Below are 18,219 nucleotides of genomic sequence, written 5' to 3' on the forward strand. Positions count from 1 at the left end.
TCATGATAAATAAAAATAAACTCATTCCAATCTTTAGCCTTTGTATTTCCCTTGGGCTTCTATCCGCACGGTCTGGTTCAGGTTCTGTCGCCGTAAAAACCAATGCAGAATTTTCTGTAAATCGGTCAGAATTAGGGAATGTCCTTACCTTTAATTTGCCTGATTATGCTATTCAGGAATTAACTCATTTAGGATCCCAATTTCATCAAATAGCGGTGGATGGATCTGGATCTATCGCCACTACAGAAGAACCTGATTTTCCGTCATTCACAACTTTCTATGCAATTAACCCCGAAAAAGAATACCATGTTACCGTAGATATTCTTGATTCTGAATTTCATTCAGGTGTGAATATGATTCCAAAAGGTACGTGGGAAGATTCTGATTTGGATCCGGTGATTCCCTTGGTTAAAAAATCTTCAGTTTATTTGTCATCACAATCGTATCCTGAAAAAATGGCAGTTATTTCTGAAAAAATGGTAATGAGAGATGTTCATTTTGTTTCTGTAACTGTGACTCCATTTCAATATAATCCGGTAACGCAAGAACTTGAAGTAGTAACATCTGCACGGGTTGAATTAACGGAAACAGGAAATACGAATGTTAATATGGAGGGAATCAGGAAACCATCTCGCGCGTTTGAAAATTTATACAATTCTTTTATTGTCAATTATGAGCGTAGATCCATGGATTACCAAAAACCGTCGATTTTATATATTTTATCAAATAATTCTTCGTCATATCAATCTATTTTAGATGTCTTATTGGATTGGCGCAAAGAACAGGGCTACGTTGTAAATACGGCCAACATAGCGGATATTGGTTCGTCCACAGGTTTAATAAAAAATTATATTTCCACTGCTTATACTAATTGGACAAACCCTCCGGAATTTGTTGTATTGGTTGGCGATGCAGGCGGTTCTTACAACGTTCCTACTTATTTTGAATCGTGGAGTGGATACTCCGGAGAAGGTGACCATCCCTATACTACATTAGAAGGGAATGATCAATTGTCGGATGTTTTGATTGGTCGGCTATCTTTTTCTGGAACGACGGAACTGGCAACTATTGTCAATAAAATTATTAACTACGAAAAAACACCATATATGGGAGAAAACTGGCTTTCAAGAGCAAGTCTTGTCGGTGATACAAATCCATCTGGAATATCTACAATCACGACGAATGAATATATTCACGAAGTTTTAGACAGGAATGGATTTGAAGATGTTCGAACTATATATAGTGGAGATTTTGATGCGCAAATGGTGAGCGACATTAATGATGGGGTTGCCTTTACAAATTATCGTGGTTATATAGGTATGAGTAATTTCGGCGTAAATGACATCAATGGATTGAATAACGGATTTATGCTACCTTTTGCAACATTTATTACGTGCGGTACTGGGTCGTTCTCAGGTTCAGGTTCCACTGTTATTGAAGCTATGATTCGCGCTGGTACACCGAGCCAACCCAAAGGAGGAGTTGCTGCTATTGGTACTGCGACCATTTATACGCATACCATGTTTAATAATGTGATGGATATGGGTTTTTATTCGGGGATTTTTATTGATCATATTCATTCTGCCGGCGGTGCGCTCATGGCAGGGAAATTAAATCTTTGGAAACAATACCCATCAAACCCATCTGATTTTACCAATATCTTTTCCCATTGGAATAATTTAATGGGAGATCCTTCCTTAAGGCTATGGACAGGAACCCCCAAATCCATGGATGTAACATTGAAGACATCCATAAAAGTCGGCACAAACTTTTATGATATACTTGTTGAAGATGATGTTCATAATCCAATTCAAGATGCAAGAGTGGTGATATACCGCGCAAATCAATTGCAGGAAATCCAATATTCCAATGAAAATGGACTGGTCACTATTCCATTAGGTGCTATTACAGCTGGTGAGGTTACCGTTACGGCTCTCAAAGACGGATTTATTCCTTTTCAGACGGATATTCTTGTTGAAGATCCTCCCGTAAATATCAATGTGGATTTGAATGATGTGATTATCACGGATAATGGGTCGGGCGCATCGATTGGGAATGGGAATGGATTGCTCAATGGCGGAGAGAGCATCGAACTATCTATCCCCTTATCAAACCTTAATTCATCTGATGCAACCGGAGTGTATGGATTATTATCATCAGCAAATCCACGGGTTACCCTATCAATTGATAGTGTGTTTTATGGGAACATATCCGGTTCGGGTGGACCATTTCCATCTGACCCATTTGTATTTCACCTTTCCGCTAATGTAAGGGAAGAAGAAAACCTTCAAATTCGGTTATTAATGGTGGATGATAACAACCGGGAATGGGAAACTGACTTACAATTGACTTCAACTGCGAGTGAAGTTGTTTTTAGTAATATGAATATATCAGATAATAATGATGGTATTTTAAATCCGGGTGAAACAGTAAACTTAAATGTAGTACTAAAAAATAGTGGATCTTCTACAGCCTTCAATGTTTTTGGCGTTTTAAGTACAAATTCATCGCTACTTACCGTAGAAGATGGAATTGGTTCATGGGGATCCATGAGCCCCTCAAACGCGAATGTAATGAATACAGATGGTTTTAGTGTTTCGGCAAATCCCTCCGCAATTCCGGGATCCATTGTAAATCTGGAATTAACTTTAACCATTGGCGGCGGACAGCAATCTACAATCATGTTTCCGGTTCAGATTGGAGAGGCAGAAGTAACCGACCCATTGGGACCGGATGAACACGGATATTATATTTATGATAGTGGCGATTGGCTTTACGCAAATGCACCCACATTTGATTGGATTGAAATTGATTCCCGTTATGGAGGGGAGGGGACAACTGTTTCACTTAGTGACGGCGGGGATAATCAAGATGATGTCCAAGTGTTGACTTTGCCATTTATGTTTCGAATGTATGGGCAATCGTATAATCAAATATCTGTTTGTAGCAATGGATGGATTTCTATGGGTACCACCACATTAAATTCATTTCGTAATTATCGTCTTCCCGGAACGGGGGGTCCATCTCCGATGATTGCCGCATTTTGGGACGATCTTGTACAAACAAACAGCGGGCGTATTTACAAATGGCATGACGCTATAAATCACCGATATATAGTTCAATGGTCTTCTGTAAGGACGTTTGATAAAAATGATACAGAAACATTTCAGGTTATTCTTAAAGATCCAACATATTACTACACACCCACTGGCGACGGTGAAATTATTATTCAATACAAAGTTTTTAATAATACATCTTCCGGTCAATATTCTTGGAATCAGGTTCATGGCAATTACGTTACCATTGGAATTGAAGATCAAACAGGAACGGTTGGACTTGAATACACCTTTGACAATCAATATCCTGTGACGGCCATGCCGTTGGAGGATTCTACGGCCATTTTAATTACCACACGCGGTTCAGATATTTTGTCCAAAGGTGATATCAACTTCGATAAAAAAATTGATCTTTTTGATTTATTAGCTCTCATTGATTATATCCAATCTGATCAAAACGGGTCCATAAATCCTTATCTTGCTGATATTAACGGTGATGGAAATGTAAATTATATTGATATGATTAGTCTCATCAAAGAAGTGATGAATTACTGATCGTATGAACTTGATCTGATAACCATCAGTAATCTATCATGTTTTCCCCATTGATCATTTTATCTATTATAACGCTTACTTTGATAATGATCGGGGGGGTCGAATATTTTCGCCACAAACAGGTCTTGGGGCTACTTCCACTTAGAATTCACATCAATGGAACACGAGGGAAATCAAGTGTAACGCGCCTTGTTGCTGCCGGGCTTCGGGCAGGTGGGTTAAAAACATACGCCAAAACTACCGGCACTGCCCCAAGAGTTATTGATCCCAAAGGAAGGGACAGGATTATTCATCGGTTAAGATCACCATCTATCGGAGAACAAGTTCGTTTGTTAAAGTATTTCGCCCAAGATAAACCTGATGCTGTGGTGCTTGAATGCATGGCTGTCCAACCGCAATACCAGTGGATTTCCGAACAAGAAATGGTTCGCTCACATATTGGCGTTATTACAAACGTTCGCCCGGACCATGTGGACGAAATGGGACAAACACTTTCTGATATTGCATCTTCTTTGAGCAATACAATTCCAAGACAAGGAGTATTTATTTCAGGAGAAGAATCTGTAATAACCATATTTGACGAAGTAGCACAGAAAAGGCAAACAAGGGTAGTTAAAGTGAACGAATCTGAAATTGGTGACGATATTTTGGACCAATTTTCTTATATGGAACACCCTCAAAATATCGCGTTGGCTTTGGCAGTTTGTGAACAGGCAGGCATCGAACGAACCATTGCGCTTGATGGTATGGTAAATGTTAGCCCGGATTTAGGTGCATTGGTTGCATGGAAATTGGATTTTTCAGATAGATCTGTTTCCTTTATCAATGGAATGGCTGCCAACGATCCTGTGTCAACTCTAACAATATGGAACTACATTTCCGGACGGTTTTCATGGAATGGTGAATCCTGTGTATTCCTGAACACTCGAGAGGATCGTAGAACAAGATCCCGCCAATTATTGAGTTTGGTTATGGAAGAAATCAAACCGGATTACTTTATCATTCGTGGCGAAAACCTTGAAAAAATGGTGAGTCATCTGAAGCATTATTCACCGAATACACATGTAATCATGATTCATTCTCAAGACACGGTCAAAGCTGTCTCAAACGCATTTTCTAATCTTTCCGATGATTCTCTGATTTACGCTATGGGAAATCAAGTGGGCTTTGGGCAGGAATTGGTTGACCATATTAAAATATATCGACATCATGGTTGAAATAACTATCGGGCTTGGAATCGTTTTAAGTTTGATTTTATCTGAGACACTCGGTGTTACAGCAGGTGGAATTATTGTCCCAGGCTATATCGCGCTGAATTTGCACCAGCCGCTTCAGGTAATTATAACTTTATTGGCTGCGGCACTGGTGTTGGGCATCATTCGCGGTTTGGGAAGATTTATGTTTATCTATGGAAAGCGACGCCTTGTTTTAGCGCTTATCCTCGGATTTATGGTAGGATATGCTTCTCGTAATTATTTCTTTTCTCCGTTAGAAGATGTTTCTCTTGCTGTAATAGGGAATATCATTCCCGGCCTTATCGCAAGTTGGATGGATCGACAAGGAGTTATCCGAACTGTTTCAGTCATTTTAGTTACAGCCGTTTTGGTAAAACTGATAGTAATGCTTTTTTCAGGCGGAGTTCTGAATGCCTAATCCATCTAAATCCGGAATGTTTCGCCCAATCATCCAAATGACACGAACATTGACTATAATGGCCGGAATAAGTGTCTTATGTTTTTGGTTTGCCTTCAATGCAAGAGTAGAAAAAGTGTCAGATAATTTTGATAGTAAAGTTCAAGCAGCCACCCGTATGCAGGAGGCAATGAATATCTTAAAGTTATTTCGGATGGAAAAGGGTGTATTTGTTGACATCGAAAATGATCCGAATGAAACCGGACTTGTAGGAGCTCAATTTAGTTTGATAACCACTGACGAAGGCGACCTTGATGCAAAGCTTACAACGCTTGATCCTAATTTTGCGGCGGCAATGATTGAATTATTATCCCGTGCCGGATTAACAACAGACGATACAGTGGCAGTTTTATTAACGGGGTCTATGCCCGGCGCCAACATGGCAGTTTTGATTGCGGCAGAAACCTTGGGAATTAACACGGTAGCAATAACCTCATTAGGAGCATCTCAGTGGGGTGCAAATTATCCCGATTTCACATGGCTGGATATGGAAGCAATTCTCATTGAAAAAGGAATGTTAAAAAACCGTTCTATTGCAGCTTCCATTGGCGGCAGGAATGATCTCGGTCGGTTACTGAGTCCCAGAGGACGAAATCTAATTATTCAAAATATTGAAAAACATTCATTGCCACTTATTCGGGCAACGAGTTTGTCGGCCAATATCGATATGAGGATGGAAACACTTTTCAAATATGGTCCGAGCCGGGGATATGATTTAATGATAAATGTTGGAGGTGGCGTTGCGAGCTTGGGAACATCATTTAATTTAAAGCTTTTGAATCCGGGGTTAGTGACGCGTGCGAACATTGAACCAATCAGCCGACCAGACGGAATCGAAGGTGTAATGGTTCGATTCCTAAAATCTGGCGTGAATGCGCTTCATATATTAAATATTTCAGCATTGACAGACATGCTTCAAATGCCTTACGCTCCAATACCCAATCCTGAAATCGGGAAAGGTCCATTATATGCAATTGAACAATTTAATTTGACGATTACTTTTCTATGTTTTCTAATTGTTGCCGGAATGGTATTTGCAGTTGGACACCATAGCCACAATCAAATATCCCAACGGATGAAAGAACATGAACCTGACAGCGTATTGTAAATTACTTCTTTTCTGCATTTTCTTCGGATCATTGGATGTCCTTTCTGCTGAACTATTGAAACCAGTCGAAGGGGGAGAAGAAAAAGAAATTTTAATTGTTAGCGGAAATCGGAGATTGTATTATGTCGTTCGCTCTAAAGAATTGATGTACGAAGTTAGCGGACCGGTGAGATTAAAATTCATCACTCGCTTTCCTGCGATGCAACCAGGGAAAAGAACCCGCCATGCGTTTAAATATGATCTATTAATTGATGAAGCAGACACCATACATGTGAACCATAAATATCTCCGACAAAAAGGAATTCGATCCATTCAACATCCGAATCATCATTATACACATTCAGGGCATTATACAATCAATATCCCTGAAGGACGTCATTGGGTCAGAGTTTTGGTCCCTGAAAATCAAGATTATCCTGTTTTGATGCGAGCGGTTGCAAAAACATTTGAACTACCAAAAGGTGCGAAAAAAATTCTGACACCAATGGTTCACCAACTCAGCAAAATTGTTCAAGTTGGTAGTAAGGAAATTGAGTATTTTGAGCTTAAATATGGTGCACCTCTTCAAGTTGCAGTTAAAGGTCCAAAAATACTTAGGGTGACTAGCAGACTATTATTTGAAAATTGGATGGGAGATGAAGAAGCTTACCGGCTTCAGTTGAAAGAGGGTAAAGACATTTTTGGAACATATTATTTTAGTACGGATCGATCAGATAAATCATCGCTGAAATCGAATGATGAAATTGTTCCAGGAAAATGGCGTACTTGTGAAATCAAACTTTCGGAAGGAGACCATATTATAACGGTCAAGGTATTAGAAAAAGACAAAACAGTATTATTGAGATTTTTGGAATTCAATTGATGCGTTTTAATTATATCGGAATTATTTTTCTCGGTTTGGGATATCCTCAAGCACAAGCAACCATTTTAAACACACCGATATATTTCAACATCAAATTGACCAATGGATATGATTCCAATGTACTTCGTTTTTCTAGTGGAGAACAAGAATCTGCTGCGGTCGAACCGGACTTAATGGGTGGAATGTCCACATTTGATTCCCACTATTTACGTGGCGAATTGCTTGGAAAATCTATTTTCAATTTTAGCAGGAAACGCAATATAACTTTTTCGGGGAGAGCAGCATTAATCCGATATTCTCACAGTCAGGAAAAACAATACACAAGTGGAAAAATAGAATTGAAGTACAGTTGGGGGCCGTATAGATCTTTTAAATATTCTATCCGTGATTTGTCTGATTATTATTTGCGGGACTATGTGAATAAAGATGTGACGAATACTCAATTTATCGCCTGCATGTTTTCCGATAGAGATCAACAAATTGCTTTATCATATCCAATTGTTCGTCGAACTTGGATTTCACTTGCTGGCGGATACTTGCAGCGATATTTTAATGGTGATTTTTCTGAATTTGATTTGGACATCCTATATCAGAAAGGTCGAATTTCATGGAAAACTCCATGGAATTTGACGATGAGTATAGAAGGGGAAATTGGAAAAGCAGATAATATCACTTTTGGAGAAACCGCCCGCGCGAGCGATTTGGATAGATCTTATCAATATTCCCAATTCTATTTTCCTCTTAAATCATCTACTTCCCTTTGGTTATTGGACGAATTAGGAGGCGCTTTTCGACAGGAAATTCGTCAATATGCTGCTGAATCATTAGATGATCCACTTCACAGCGGAAGGGCGCACACCGATCGTAAATTAGATATATGGATGAAAAAAAATATCTCAGAATCGTTATCTGTTAAACTCATGGTAAGAAACCGCGAAAGAATTACACACTCCAATTATAGTTGGGTCCAAAAATTAAAGTCTTTCAGACAAGTTCAGGTGTGGGTTGAAATTGGATGGAGGTCGGTGTATGACAAATATTAAACATTTCAAAATACTTGGTATTTTGGCAGTTTTCATGCTGCAGTCTTGTATGGAACCAGACTTAGACTCTGTTTGGGATATTGAGAGAATTACAACATTGAATACCATTGGATATTGCCGATCAGCGGTTGTGGTGAATGACACCGCTTATGTTGCTGCCGGTCAGAACGGATTTCAAATTTGGGATATGTCCGCTTTTATAAATATGGGGACCGATCCAACTCTTGTTGCAGCTATGGATTCTTATGCTACAGAACAGGATTTTGATGATATTACACAAGTAGAATATTCTCAAACTCACAGAGTTGTTTTTGCAGTTGAAAGCAACTCTCTTGTAAATATTATTGATAAAATTGGTAGTGATAGTTTGGATTGGGACGGTGCAAAAATGAGCGAGAAAACTCGCGAAATTCGTGTCATAGATGATAGTAGCGGATTTACGATTTATGCTGCAGATAACGATGACGGTCTCAAATGGAATTATTTCGAATTACAGAGTTGGGGAGAATGGTTTCATACGTCCGGGGAAGAAATTTGGGAAAATGGCAAACCGACGGGAATTGATATTGTTGGCAATCAACTTGCACTTACAACTGACCAAACCGGAGTAAGTTTATATCAGTTGAGCGATTTAAAAACGAACCCAGAGTTCATCAATTCGGTTGATACCCAAGGTAGCGCCGATAAAGTAACATTAACCAATACCGGCTTATTTGTGGCGTCCGAAGAGGCTGGGGCTTATTTTATTCCATTTATGGATTTTCCCAGTAGTGCTAATAGAACACCGCCCGAACTGTTAAAAACAACTCGATTTGCTGAAGACTTGTATGTTAAACATATATCAGTTTCTGGGAATACAGCAGTTTTATCGCTCGGATCCGGAGGCATAGCATTATACGATATTTCAAATTTGTTTGTCCCAATTTCGCGAGGGATTTTTGAAATTGGGTATGTGTATAAAACAGTCTTTGAATCTAGCTATATTCTTGCTTGCTCACGAGAAGGACTACAAGTTTTATCCATTAAGGAATAATATGAACCACCCAATAAAACATACCAAAATTCTTGTTTCATCCATATTTCTAATAGTGTTTCTCTTTGGACAAACTGATGCATGGCAAGCCAATGGAGTCGCAATTCGGCAAGGTGTTCATATTGAATGGCAAAAAACTACGTGTCCGGGTTCAGTTGGATCGGCTATTATGATTTGGTCAGATACAAGAAATGGGAATCGAGATGTTTTTGCACAAAAAGTCAGTTTTACCGGTGATGTTTTTTGGGGAACAGGTGGCGTTCCGGTTACAGAATTGCCGGGAAGACAGGAAGATCCTGTTGCGATTGAGGACAATGCTGGCGGCGCGTTTATTGCATGGGTGGATTATCGTTTTGATAAAGAGGGAGACATATATTTACAACATATTAATTCAGACGGAAATAGCGTTTTAGATAATTTGGGTATTGCAATATGTAATGTGGCTGGAAAACAGGGTTCCATCAATATGTGCACAGACAGTTCCGGAGGTGTTTTTATTACATGGCAAGACGGACGTAACGGTTTAGATGAAGATATTTATGGAACACATGTGGATTACAATAATAATGTTGGTCACCCGGGAATCGGTGTTGCAATTATAGAAGCATCCGGTACTCAAGGACCAAAAAGCATTGAATATGCAGGGGACGGTGATGCTTTTGTAGTTTGGTCCGATGCAAGAATCAGCGCAGAAAATTTGGATATTTACGCTCAAAGAATTCACCAAGATTTGTCTCTTCAATTTGATGTCGGTGGTTTACCGATAGCAAATACGATGGAATTAGAAACACGCCCAAAAGTTACATTTATGTCAGGAGTAAAATCCTGCGTTGTTTGGCAGCAGGGATCAGGAATTACGGAAGTCGTTTACCAAGTAGTTGACACATCCGGTTTAGTTTTGTCCAATGAAAAACCATTAACAAAAGACCCGGCGTCAAAGGCAGGTCCCCGTGTGAAGCGTGGAACCGGTGGTACAGTTTTCGCATCATGGGAAGATTACAGGTTTGACTCCACAGATCCGACTTATTTTATCCAAAAAATTAGCAACGATGGCTCTATTCTTTGGGATTCAGCAGGAGTGCCTCTGGATTCAATTTACAATACACAAGATGGCGCCAGATTTTCCGGTGATGAAAATGGTGGCGTAGTTTTCGTATGGGAACGAGGTACATTTCCAGATAAGGATATTGTAGCCCAACATTTTGATTCGTTTGGAAATCGTATTTTGCCGGATTCCGGTCTTGCTATTTCTAACGCAAATGGGAATCAAGATTCACCGATTATTACATCAGATGAAGTGGTTGGGCAATTTGTTATTTTTTCTGATGTAAGTGGCGGAAGTATTGATCTTAAAACTCAGTTAATTGATGATATGAATACTATTGGTTTTTCTGAAAATGGAATCACAGTCATCGAAGGATTGGATGGGGATATAAATTATGTTCGAGCGGAAACTATGGAAAATGGACAAGTAGTGCTTGCTTGGGAGGATAATAGATATGGGAAAGTGTTGTTTGCGAACTATATTTTAGAGGAGGGCTCAGATTCTACCGAGCCAAATGGAAAACAAATCGGCTTTGCCTCTTTCCATTCAGATCCCCTAATAAATGAACCGGTGTTTACCAATTCATACGGAAGCTTTTATACAGGTATTTACGATAAAAGTAGCGGTGTAGCATTATCTCGCGTTAACCGTTTGGATATGAATTTGATAAACCAATGGGATTCTACCGGTATATATCTTAATAATGGATCTGATCAGATTAACCTACATTTAACACCCCATATATCTGGTGTTGCGTGTGTTTGGTCAGAAATTCGCAATGTATGGGATTATGATATATATTTTACTGTACTGGGTGATGATGGCAATATCCTAGAAGCTGAAAACACCATTGCAAATGAATCAGTTAATGAATTTGTTGAGTTAGTTTTTCAGCTTCCTGATGGAGATTATATGGTTCTTTGGCAAGAGGGGCATTGGAATGCAGGCGTTCTAAAATATATTCGTCTAAATTCGTCCGGAACACCTGCGAGTGGGTGGGTATCGAGCGGAAAAGTATTATCACACTCGGGAGATGCCAGTAATCTAATTGGAACAATGAACCATGATTCAACAGAAATTATTTTGGTTTGGGAAAACAGATTTTCAGCGACAAAAAAAGACATTTATAGTCAAACCATTGATTTGGATGGGAATACACTTTTTGGTGAGGATCCCCTTATTTTGACAGAAGCTATAAATGATCAGAGATCTCCGTCTATTGCTCTAGATGAAAACACCGCTGCATTTGTTTCATGGGCAGATTTTCGAAATGGTGATGCGTTCTCAATCTATGGCCAGCGGATTGATGTGGAAAATCGATCCTTAATTGATTCTAATATTCTTATTTGTTGTGACCAAGATACATTTTACCGAGACAATCCTGATGTGATAGCGTTTGGTGATGATTCATTTTTTATCACATGGGAGGATGAACGTGGTTCAGCGGTTGACGATCCTCTTCTTTCTGGTGGGTTGGATATTTATGGTGCAAAAGTAGTCAATGGTTTAGTTCAAAACCAAATTATCATTGCTGCAGAATACCATGATCAGAAATCCCCAAAAATAATTCCCATCGGTGGGATCGATTCTAATGCTTGGTTTTTATATTGGCAAGATTATAGAAGTTCGGGAAAAGCTGATTTAGTGAATTTATATGGACAAGTGTTGTTAATTGATCCAAATATGAATATCAATTCACATACAGTTCCAATTGAGTTTAGAGTTGGTCCGGCATACCCTAACCCATTTAATGGGATAATTTCAATCCCGATCCAAACCCATTCTTCAGCACCAATCCGGATTTCTATTTACAATGTGCTTGGCCGTCAGGTTTATGATGCAATACTCATCCCAAATCATCCGGGCGAAATGACGTTTAATTGGACGGGGGAAGATATATTTGGTCGTGAAGTAGCAAGTGGAATTTATTTGTATCAGATTCAATCAAGAGATGCTGTTTTTAAAGGCAAGGTCTCTTTTTTAAAGTGATTTATGGTAAACAAATTTATATTATGTCTGTTTGCCTTGAATTGTGGTCTTTTTGCCGAGCCGCTCGACCCGCGCTTTCACTCGTTTAATGAAATAAAATCCTTCCTCGATTCGCTCGATCAATTAGAACAATACGAGGATATATTTCGTGTGGATACGATTGGCTACTCCGGCGCCGAAACTTTGCCTATACTTGCGGTGAAAATTTCCGATAATGTTCACATAAAAGAAGATGAACCAAGAGTATTATTTCTTGGACAATGCCATGCAGAAGAAATACTTGGTGTGGAGGCAGTATTGGAAATGATTTTGACACTACTGAGTCCACCCCCCCCTATGGCAAGTCATGTTCAGATTTTGCGACAGGAAATTGAAACATGGATCATTCCCACCTACAATCCGGAAGGCTTAAATGTGGTTCATTCGGAAATGGATTTAAGCTATCGAAAAAACAAACGCGATTTCAGCCCGACCGGGCCGACTCCCAACGGTGTGTTTGATTTTGATCCGAGTATCGGTAACGATGTGGATGGTGTGGATTTAAACAGGAATTACGATTTCAATTGGTTTTTTGGTGATTCGTTTTTAGTTAATGATCCAACGGATTATGCTGCCCATTATGATTATTATCGTGGTCCTGAACCTTTTTCAGAACAGGAGACAAAGGCTATTCGTGATTTTGCATTGGAACAGGATTTTCTTTTTTCCATTGCGTGGCACAGTGCTAGATCGGGGCGTTATTCTGAATTGGTGATTTCATCTTGGAAATGGGCAGAAGGGAAAAATACCCCGGACAATAATGCTCAAAATACCATTGCCGATGCATTGGCTGGAAACCTTCAAAAAGAGTACAGTGAAGATTTTTACCAGTCTGAGCAGAGTGTGTCACGTCGGGGGAATGCTCACGATTGGTTTTATACTGCAACGGGTTGTTTTCAATATCTTGTTGAGTGTGGGACTGCAAATCTGCAACCCGACAGCGCGTTGATTGAAGATACGATCCAGAGGTTAATCCCTGGAATGGTGTACTTAATGGATCGAACGATTGGTTATCAAGAAGATGCCGCCCAAATCACCGGAATTGTAACGGACGAATTGGGAAATCCTTTTGAGGATGTGGAAATTATCATCAATGAATTAAACGGTGGTGTTAACGATCCGCGCCTGACGGATGAATTTGGGCGGTATCGGCGTATTGTCACTGAAGGCACTTATCAGTTAACGGCGCAAAAATACGGGTATGAACCGGTAACAAATACGATCACCGCAAACAACAGTGGAACCACAATACTGGATTTTTCTTTGGATCCGCTAACCGAGGTTAACATCAATTTATCGATCGGGTTTTACCAACAATTATGGCACGATGAACATTTCTCATGGATAATGACTAATGATTTTTTTACAGATACAATCATTGTTGATGATGGTAGTAATACATTTGCGATGCCAAAGGGTAATTGGGACATTCAAACAGTTTATGACGACAGCTATTTTCCGTGGATAAGGAATCTTGAATTGGACTCAGACATGGAAATCAACGTGAGTTTTAGGCAGAATGTAATTGACACAGTTTTAGGCTTCGGCGATTCGACGATGTGGAACCAAATTGGAGGTGACTGGACAATTGATTCGGGATCTCTTAGATCTCAAGTTGGTTCTTTCTACAATAATGGAAACAGGGAAGATACCCTTGAAATTCGATCCCGATGGTTTGATATGACCGGAATGCAACAGATTGCTTGTGTAATCAATCACCGCTACGAACTTGAATGGGACGTGGATTCCCTGTTTCTTACACTGGTGAACGGACAGGACAGCGTTTTAACAGAATGGTCCGCGACCGACCAGAATTGGCATGCATTTCGTACGGACAGAATTGTTGCGCGGGATACGTCTGGATTTGACTCAGTCCGAGTGCGGTTAAGGTTTTCACGGGATGCTTCTGTCAATTACCGCGGCTGGGAAATAGCATCATTGCGCATCTTGGGTTTGGATGACCCGTATCTGAATGTTACAGAATCAGGCCCTCAAATCCGTTCTTCTTTCTCGGTTTCCGACCCGTATCCAAATCCGTCATCCGGTATGATTTCCATTGATATGGAGCACATTCAATTTCCGTTGCAAGTAACTATATTTAATCTGCTAGGACAGGAAATATTCAACCAATCGTTGAATCAGGGATTTAGGGAACAAATTACATGGCAATTGAATTTGTTTAATCAAATGGATGTACCAATAAGTTCAGGTGTATATTTCCTGCGCTTTTCTACCTCACACAAGGAGTTCATCAAAAAATGCGTTTACTTGCGGCCGTAATTATATCCATCAATGTTTTATTTTCTGCGGATGCAAATTTTCGCGGAAAATCAAAAGCAGATTTAACCGGTCAAGCAATTCCGATGGCATTTAAATCATTAGTACAAGCGGAATACGGCCTTGCTGGGAATGACATCAATCCGATGCGCGGGACGTATATGATTATTGTTCCGGATGCTTGGGAATCGTACATCAGTATGTTTGCCTCTTTCAAAATGTCTCAGGGATTTGATGTGATTGTCAAGAAACAATCTGATGCTGGTAGTTCGGCTGATGAAATAAAAGCGACTATTTCCAATCATCTCGATCAAGATCCACTCTTGGAATATGTACTACTAATTGGTGAAGTGAATGAAGGCTCAGGAAGTGTTATTCCTACTTTTTATTATGGTGATGCTAACGATGTTACGGATCAAAAATACTCGCACTTGGTTTCGGATGATTTCATTCCTGATATTTTTATCGGACGCATGTCGATTACATCTGTAACAGAATTGATGGTTATAACACAAAAGACGATCCAATACCATCGTGATCCCCTGGCGTTCAACCCAGATTGGTTGAACAAGGCGCTAGTTGTCGCCGGAAATTACAGCAATTCAATTCCGATTCCGACTACACCCAAATGGACTTCCTACTGGCTACGGGATGAACTTTTAAACAACGGCTATGCTTCTGTAGATACGGTCTATTATCCCCCGACACAGCAAGGTGCTTCTCAAATATCTGCTTCAATTGATGCCGGCGTAGGCATTGTAAACTACCGCGGTTGGGGTGATGCAAATGGATGGCATTATCCCGAGTTTCATGTAAGCGATGTGGCAGGGCTTAACAATGGCTGGATGACCCCGGTCTTCACCAGCTTTGTTTGCAATGCGAATGATTTTGGGAACCCTACAGTGCCAACTTGTTTTGGTGAATCGTTAATTCGTGCTGGAACACCCACAGTTCCGCAGGGTGGCGTTGCCATTATCGGTCCGTCAGATTTACATACGAGCACAAAATTCAATAATGTGATAAATGCTTATATGTTTGATGCAATGTTTGACAACGGTGTTACGGAACTTGCTCCGGCAATGCTTGCAGGACAGTTAGGATTACTAACCGAATTCCCGCATTTAGACGGACCGGGTGAAGGACAAGAATTTTATTTTCACGTGTACAATATCTTGGGCGATCCTTCGCTTTCCATGCACTTGGGTACGCCGGATGTATTTGCGATTGAAGCAGATTCTATCTGGTCGGCTGATGGATATATTTCATTAAACGTCACAAATGCCGCCGGGAATCCGGTACGGGATGCAGTTGTCGCAATCATGGCGGATGATTCTCTATTAGCAAAAGGAATCACAAATTCCAGCGGACAATTTCAAGTTTCGGTGGATCCGGGAGATGCTGCAGCATTGGACATTTACGTGAATAAAAGTGGATTTATCCAGGGACATGAAGAAGTGTCGATTCATGAATCCGGACAGTCCATTGGATTTATTGGATACGTCTTGAGTGACAATGGAAACGGGCTTGTAGATCCTGGAGAAAAGGTGGCACTTTACCCAATATTAAAAAATCATTTGGATATCATGATTTCAGGTGGGACCGGAACTGTTTCATCTTCATCCGATATTGAACTTTTGGATTCCACCTTTTCTTTTACAGATATTCCGGAAGGAAGTGAAGTGACTGCTACAGATTCTATTGTTTTCCGTTATAAAGGAATGGGATCAATGACTGATCCATTGCTTTTATCATTTGAAGCAAATGGGGACGTTGGAAATACATTGGTTTCTGTAAGTGATCCAATTCTCAAAATTGACCTGATTAATACCCCATCACAATCAACGGACGGATCTTTATCCATTAGTCCTGATTTAATATTCCACAATTTCAGTAATGCACAACTTGATACAATAAATATCGTGTTGCTCTCTTTGACGGATTCAATTTCCATTGATGTTTTTACTACAGAAGTAAAACCACCATTTACTTTGAATTCTTGGGACACCGCTTTTGTGGATTTGGAATATTACAATTTAAATATTGGTGATGTTTCCATAAGCAGTGAGTTATCTCTTGCGATAATATTAACGGATGCAGTTTGGAATAAATTGGATTCTATACGCATTGATATTCCTATAAATCCATCAAATGAAAATCAGACAATGAACCCATCGGATTACGGTTATTGGTCCTACGATGATATTGATTCAGGTTATACACAGACACCTGAATTCAACTGGGTTGAGCTTGATCCTGCTCACGGGGGTTCCGGCGGAACGGAATATGTTTTGGACGACGACGATCACATCCGCGTGGACCTGCCGTTTGCATTCCAATATTTTGGGAATTCCTACGATCAGATTACCATCAGTTCCAACGGCTGGACATCCTTCGAAACAACGCCAGTGGATTATTTCTGGAATTTTTCGATTCCCATGGCGATGGGTCCGAATGCCATGCTTGCGCCGTTCTGGGATGACCTTGAAACCATTGACACGGACGGAGACGACGCAATTGATGTGTGGATAAATGTTTTCACAAGATATGACGAATTGGAAGGCCGCTTCATCATTGAATGGTCTCGCGCACTGAACGGTTACGACGAGGCGACAGAAGAGACATTTGAAATTATTTTGTATTCCCAGTCCGCCATACCGACAGCAACCGGCGACGGCGTGATTGAATTTCAGTATTACAAGATAGACAATGTGGATGTGACTAAGAATTATTCCACGGTCGGGATCGAGTCGCCGGACAAGAATGACGGACTTCAAATCACTTTCAATAATACATACGCCGCCGGCGCGGCAGCTTTGGACAGCGGGCGGGTGATTCGATTTACAACTGAGGCGCCGGAAAATTATGTGCCGTCCTTGAGCGTTGAGGATGACATTATTCCAAGCGGATTCCAACTGCATCCCGTATTTCCCAATCCATTCAATCCTTCCACAACCATTCGTTTTCAAATCCCTGTAGGGGCGAGATATATCTCGCCCCTACAATTACGGGTTTACGATATAACCGGAAGATTGGTGGAAACATTGGTGGATGGAAACATGCAACCGGGAAGGCACGAAATTGTTTGGAATGCCAAACAACACAGCAGCGGAATGTATTTTGTAGAATTAGGGTCAGGGTCATTCCGCCAGACGCAAAAAATGATTCTCCTGAAATAGGAATTTTCCACCGAAATCTGTAATTTTTACCGATTAAAAAGAATGGAAAACTAAAATGAACGTCACAATTTATACCACATCCCGTTGCCCGTACTGCTCCATGGCGAAACGCTTATTTGATGAGCAGAACATTGAATATAATGAAATCGATATTGAAGCTGAAAAAATGAGCAGGGAAGAGATGTCTAAAATTGGTAAAGGGTCAACTGTTCCACAAATTTTAATTGACGAAAAACCAATCGGTGGTTATGATGATCTTTTGGTTTTGTATCAATCCGGGAATCTTGGTTCCAATCAGGCGGGTGAATAAAGAAATTATGTCACTCTGATCCTGACGAAGGGTA

At 40.2% G+C, this 18,219-nt stretch carries 11 protein-coding genes; all 11 read left to right on the forward strand.

Annotation, left to right across the window (positions count from 1 at the left end; genetic code table 11):
* Nucleotides 1–2 precede the first annotated feature (2 nt).
* The 11 genes from HOD97_05815 to grxC are packed head-to-tail and all read left to right on the forward strand — an operon-like array spanning nucleotide 3 to nucleotide 18,185.
* Entirely contained in the window at nucleotides 3–3,611 is a 3,609-nt protein-coding gene (locus HOD97_05815; GenBank protein MBT4281110.1) for a hypothetical protein, read from the forward strand.
* Nucleotides 3,612–3,649: 38 nt separating this feature from the next.
* Entirely contained in the window at nucleotides 3,650–4,828 is a 1,179-nt protein-coding gene (gene pgsB / locus HOD97_05820) for a poly-gamma-glutamate synthase PgsB (protein MBT4281111.1), read from the forward strand.
* Complete coding sequence (gene pgsC, locus HOD97_05825) at nucleotides 4,821–5,264, forward strand: poly-gamma-glutamate biosynthesis protein PgsC (GenBank protein MBT4281112.1); 444 nt, start codon at nucleotides 4,821–4,823, stop codon at nucleotides 5,262–5,264. Before pgsB ends, pgsC begins: the two co-directional genes overlap by 8 nt.
* Complete coding sequence (pgsW, locus tag HOD97_05830; GenBank protein MBT4281113.1) at nucleotides 5,257–6,411, forward strand: poly-gamma-glutamate system protein; 1,155 nt, start codon at nucleotides 5,257–5,259, stop codon at nucleotides 6,409–6,411. Before pgsC ends, pgsW begins: the two co-directional genes overlap by 8 nt.
* Nucleotides 6,389–7,273, forward strand: coding sequence for a hypothetical protein (locus HOD97_05835; GenBank protein ID MBT4281114.1), 885 nt, complete (start codon nucleotides 6,389–6,391; stop codon nucleotides 7,271–7,273). Before pgsW ends, HOD97_05835 begins: the two co-directional genes overlap by 23 nt.
* Complete coding sequence (locus tag HOD97_05840; protein MBT4281115.1) at nucleotides 7,273–8,316, forward strand: hypothetical protein; 1,044 nt, start codon at nucleotides 7,273–7,275, stop codon at nucleotides 8,314–8,316. The genes HOD97_05835 and HOD97_05840 overlap by 1 nt, the downstream gene beginning before the upstream one ends.
* Complete coding sequence (locus HOD97_05845; GenBank protein MBT4281116.1) at nucleotides 8,303–9,349, forward strand: hypothetical protein; 1,047 nt, start codon at nucleotides 8,303–8,305, stop codon at nucleotides 9,347–9,349. The genes HOD97_05840 and HOD97_05845 overlap by 14 nt, the downstream gene beginning before the upstream one ends.
* A gap of 1 nt (nucleotide 9,350) precedes the next feature.
* Nucleotides 9,351–12,383 (forward strand): T9SS type A sorting domain-containing protein, encoded by a 3,033-nt coding sequence (locus HOD97_05850; GenBank protein ID MBT4281117.1) that lies wholly within the window; start codon nucleotides 9,351–9,353, stop codon nucleotides 12,381–12,383.
* A 3-nt stretch (nucleotides 12,384–12,386) separates the two neighbouring features.
* The gene (locus HOD97_05855; GenBank protein ID MBT4281118.1) at nucleotides 12,387–14,702 is read left to right on the forward strand and encodes a T9SS type A sorting domain-containing protein; all 2,316 of its coding nucleotides are present in this window, start codon (nucleotides 12,387–12,389) and stop codon (nucleotides 14,700–14,702) included.
* Nucleotides 14,681–17,875, forward strand: a complete 3,195-nt coding sequence (locus tag HOD97_05860) for a T9SS type A sorting domain-containing protein (protein MBT4281119.1) — start codon at nucleotides 14,681–14,683, stop codon at nucleotides 17,873–17,875. The genes HOD97_05855 and HOD97_05860 overlap by 22 nt, the downstream gene beginning before the upstream one ends.
* A 55-nt stretch (nucleotides 17,876–17,930) precedes the next feature.
* Complete coding sequence (gene grxC / locus HOD97_05865) at nucleotides 17,931–18,185, forward strand: glutaredoxin 3 (protein MBT4281120.1); 255 nt, start codon at nucleotides 17,931–17,933, stop codon at nucleotides 18,183–18,185.
* Nucleotides 18,186–18,219: the final 34 nt, after the last annotated feature.

The sequence above is a fragment of the Candidatus Neomarinimicrobiota bacterium genome (genome assembly GCA_018651745.1).
Lineage (GTDB): Bacteria > Fidelibacterota > Marinisomatia > Marinisomatales > TCS55 > JAAZYX01.

Excerpts from the sequence above, each read along its gene's own strand:
- HOD97_05815 (MBT4281110.1), top strand. The coding sequence starts at position 3 with ATGATAAATAAAAATAAACTCATTCCAATCTTTAGCCTTTGTATTTCC.
- pgsB (MBT4281111.1), top strand. The coding sequence starts at position 3,650 with ATGTTTTCCCCATTGATCATTTTATCTATTATAACGCTTACTTTGATA.
- pgsC (MBT4281112.1), top strand. The coding sequence starts at position 4,821 with ATGGTTGAAATAACTATCGGGCTTGGAATCGTTTTAAGTTTGATTTTA.
- pgsW (MBT4281113.1), top strand. The coding sequence starts at position 5,257 with ATGCCTAATCCATCTAAATCCGGAATGTTTCGCCCAATCATCCAAATG.
- HOD97_05835 (MBT4281114.1), top strand. The coding sequence starts at position 6,389 with ATGAACCTGACAGCGTATTGTAAATTACTTCTTTTCTGCATTTTCTTC.
- HOD97_05840 (MBT4281115.1), top strand. The coding sequence starts at position 7,273 with ATGCGTTTTAATTATATCGGAATTATTTTTCTCGGTTTGGGATATCCT.
- HOD97_05845 (MBT4281116.1), top strand. The coding sequence starts at position 8,303 with ATGACAAATATTAAACATTTCAAAATACTTGGTATTTTGGCAGTTTTC.
- HOD97_05850 (MBT4281117.1), top strand. The coding sequence starts at position 9,351 with ATGAACCACCCAATAAAACATACCAAAATTCTTGTTTCATCCATATTT.
- HOD97_05855 (MBT4281118.1), top strand. The coding sequence starts at position 12,387 with ATGGTAAACAAATTTATATTATGTCTGTTTGCCTTGAATTGTGGTCTT.
- HOD97_05860 (MBT4281119.1), top strand. The coding sequence starts at position 14,681 with ATGCGTTTACTTGCGGCCGTAATTATATCCATCAATGTTTTATTTTCT.
- grxC (MBT4281120.1), top strand. The coding sequence starts at position 17,931 with ATGAACGTCACAATTTATACCACATCCCGTTGCCCGTACTGCTCCATG.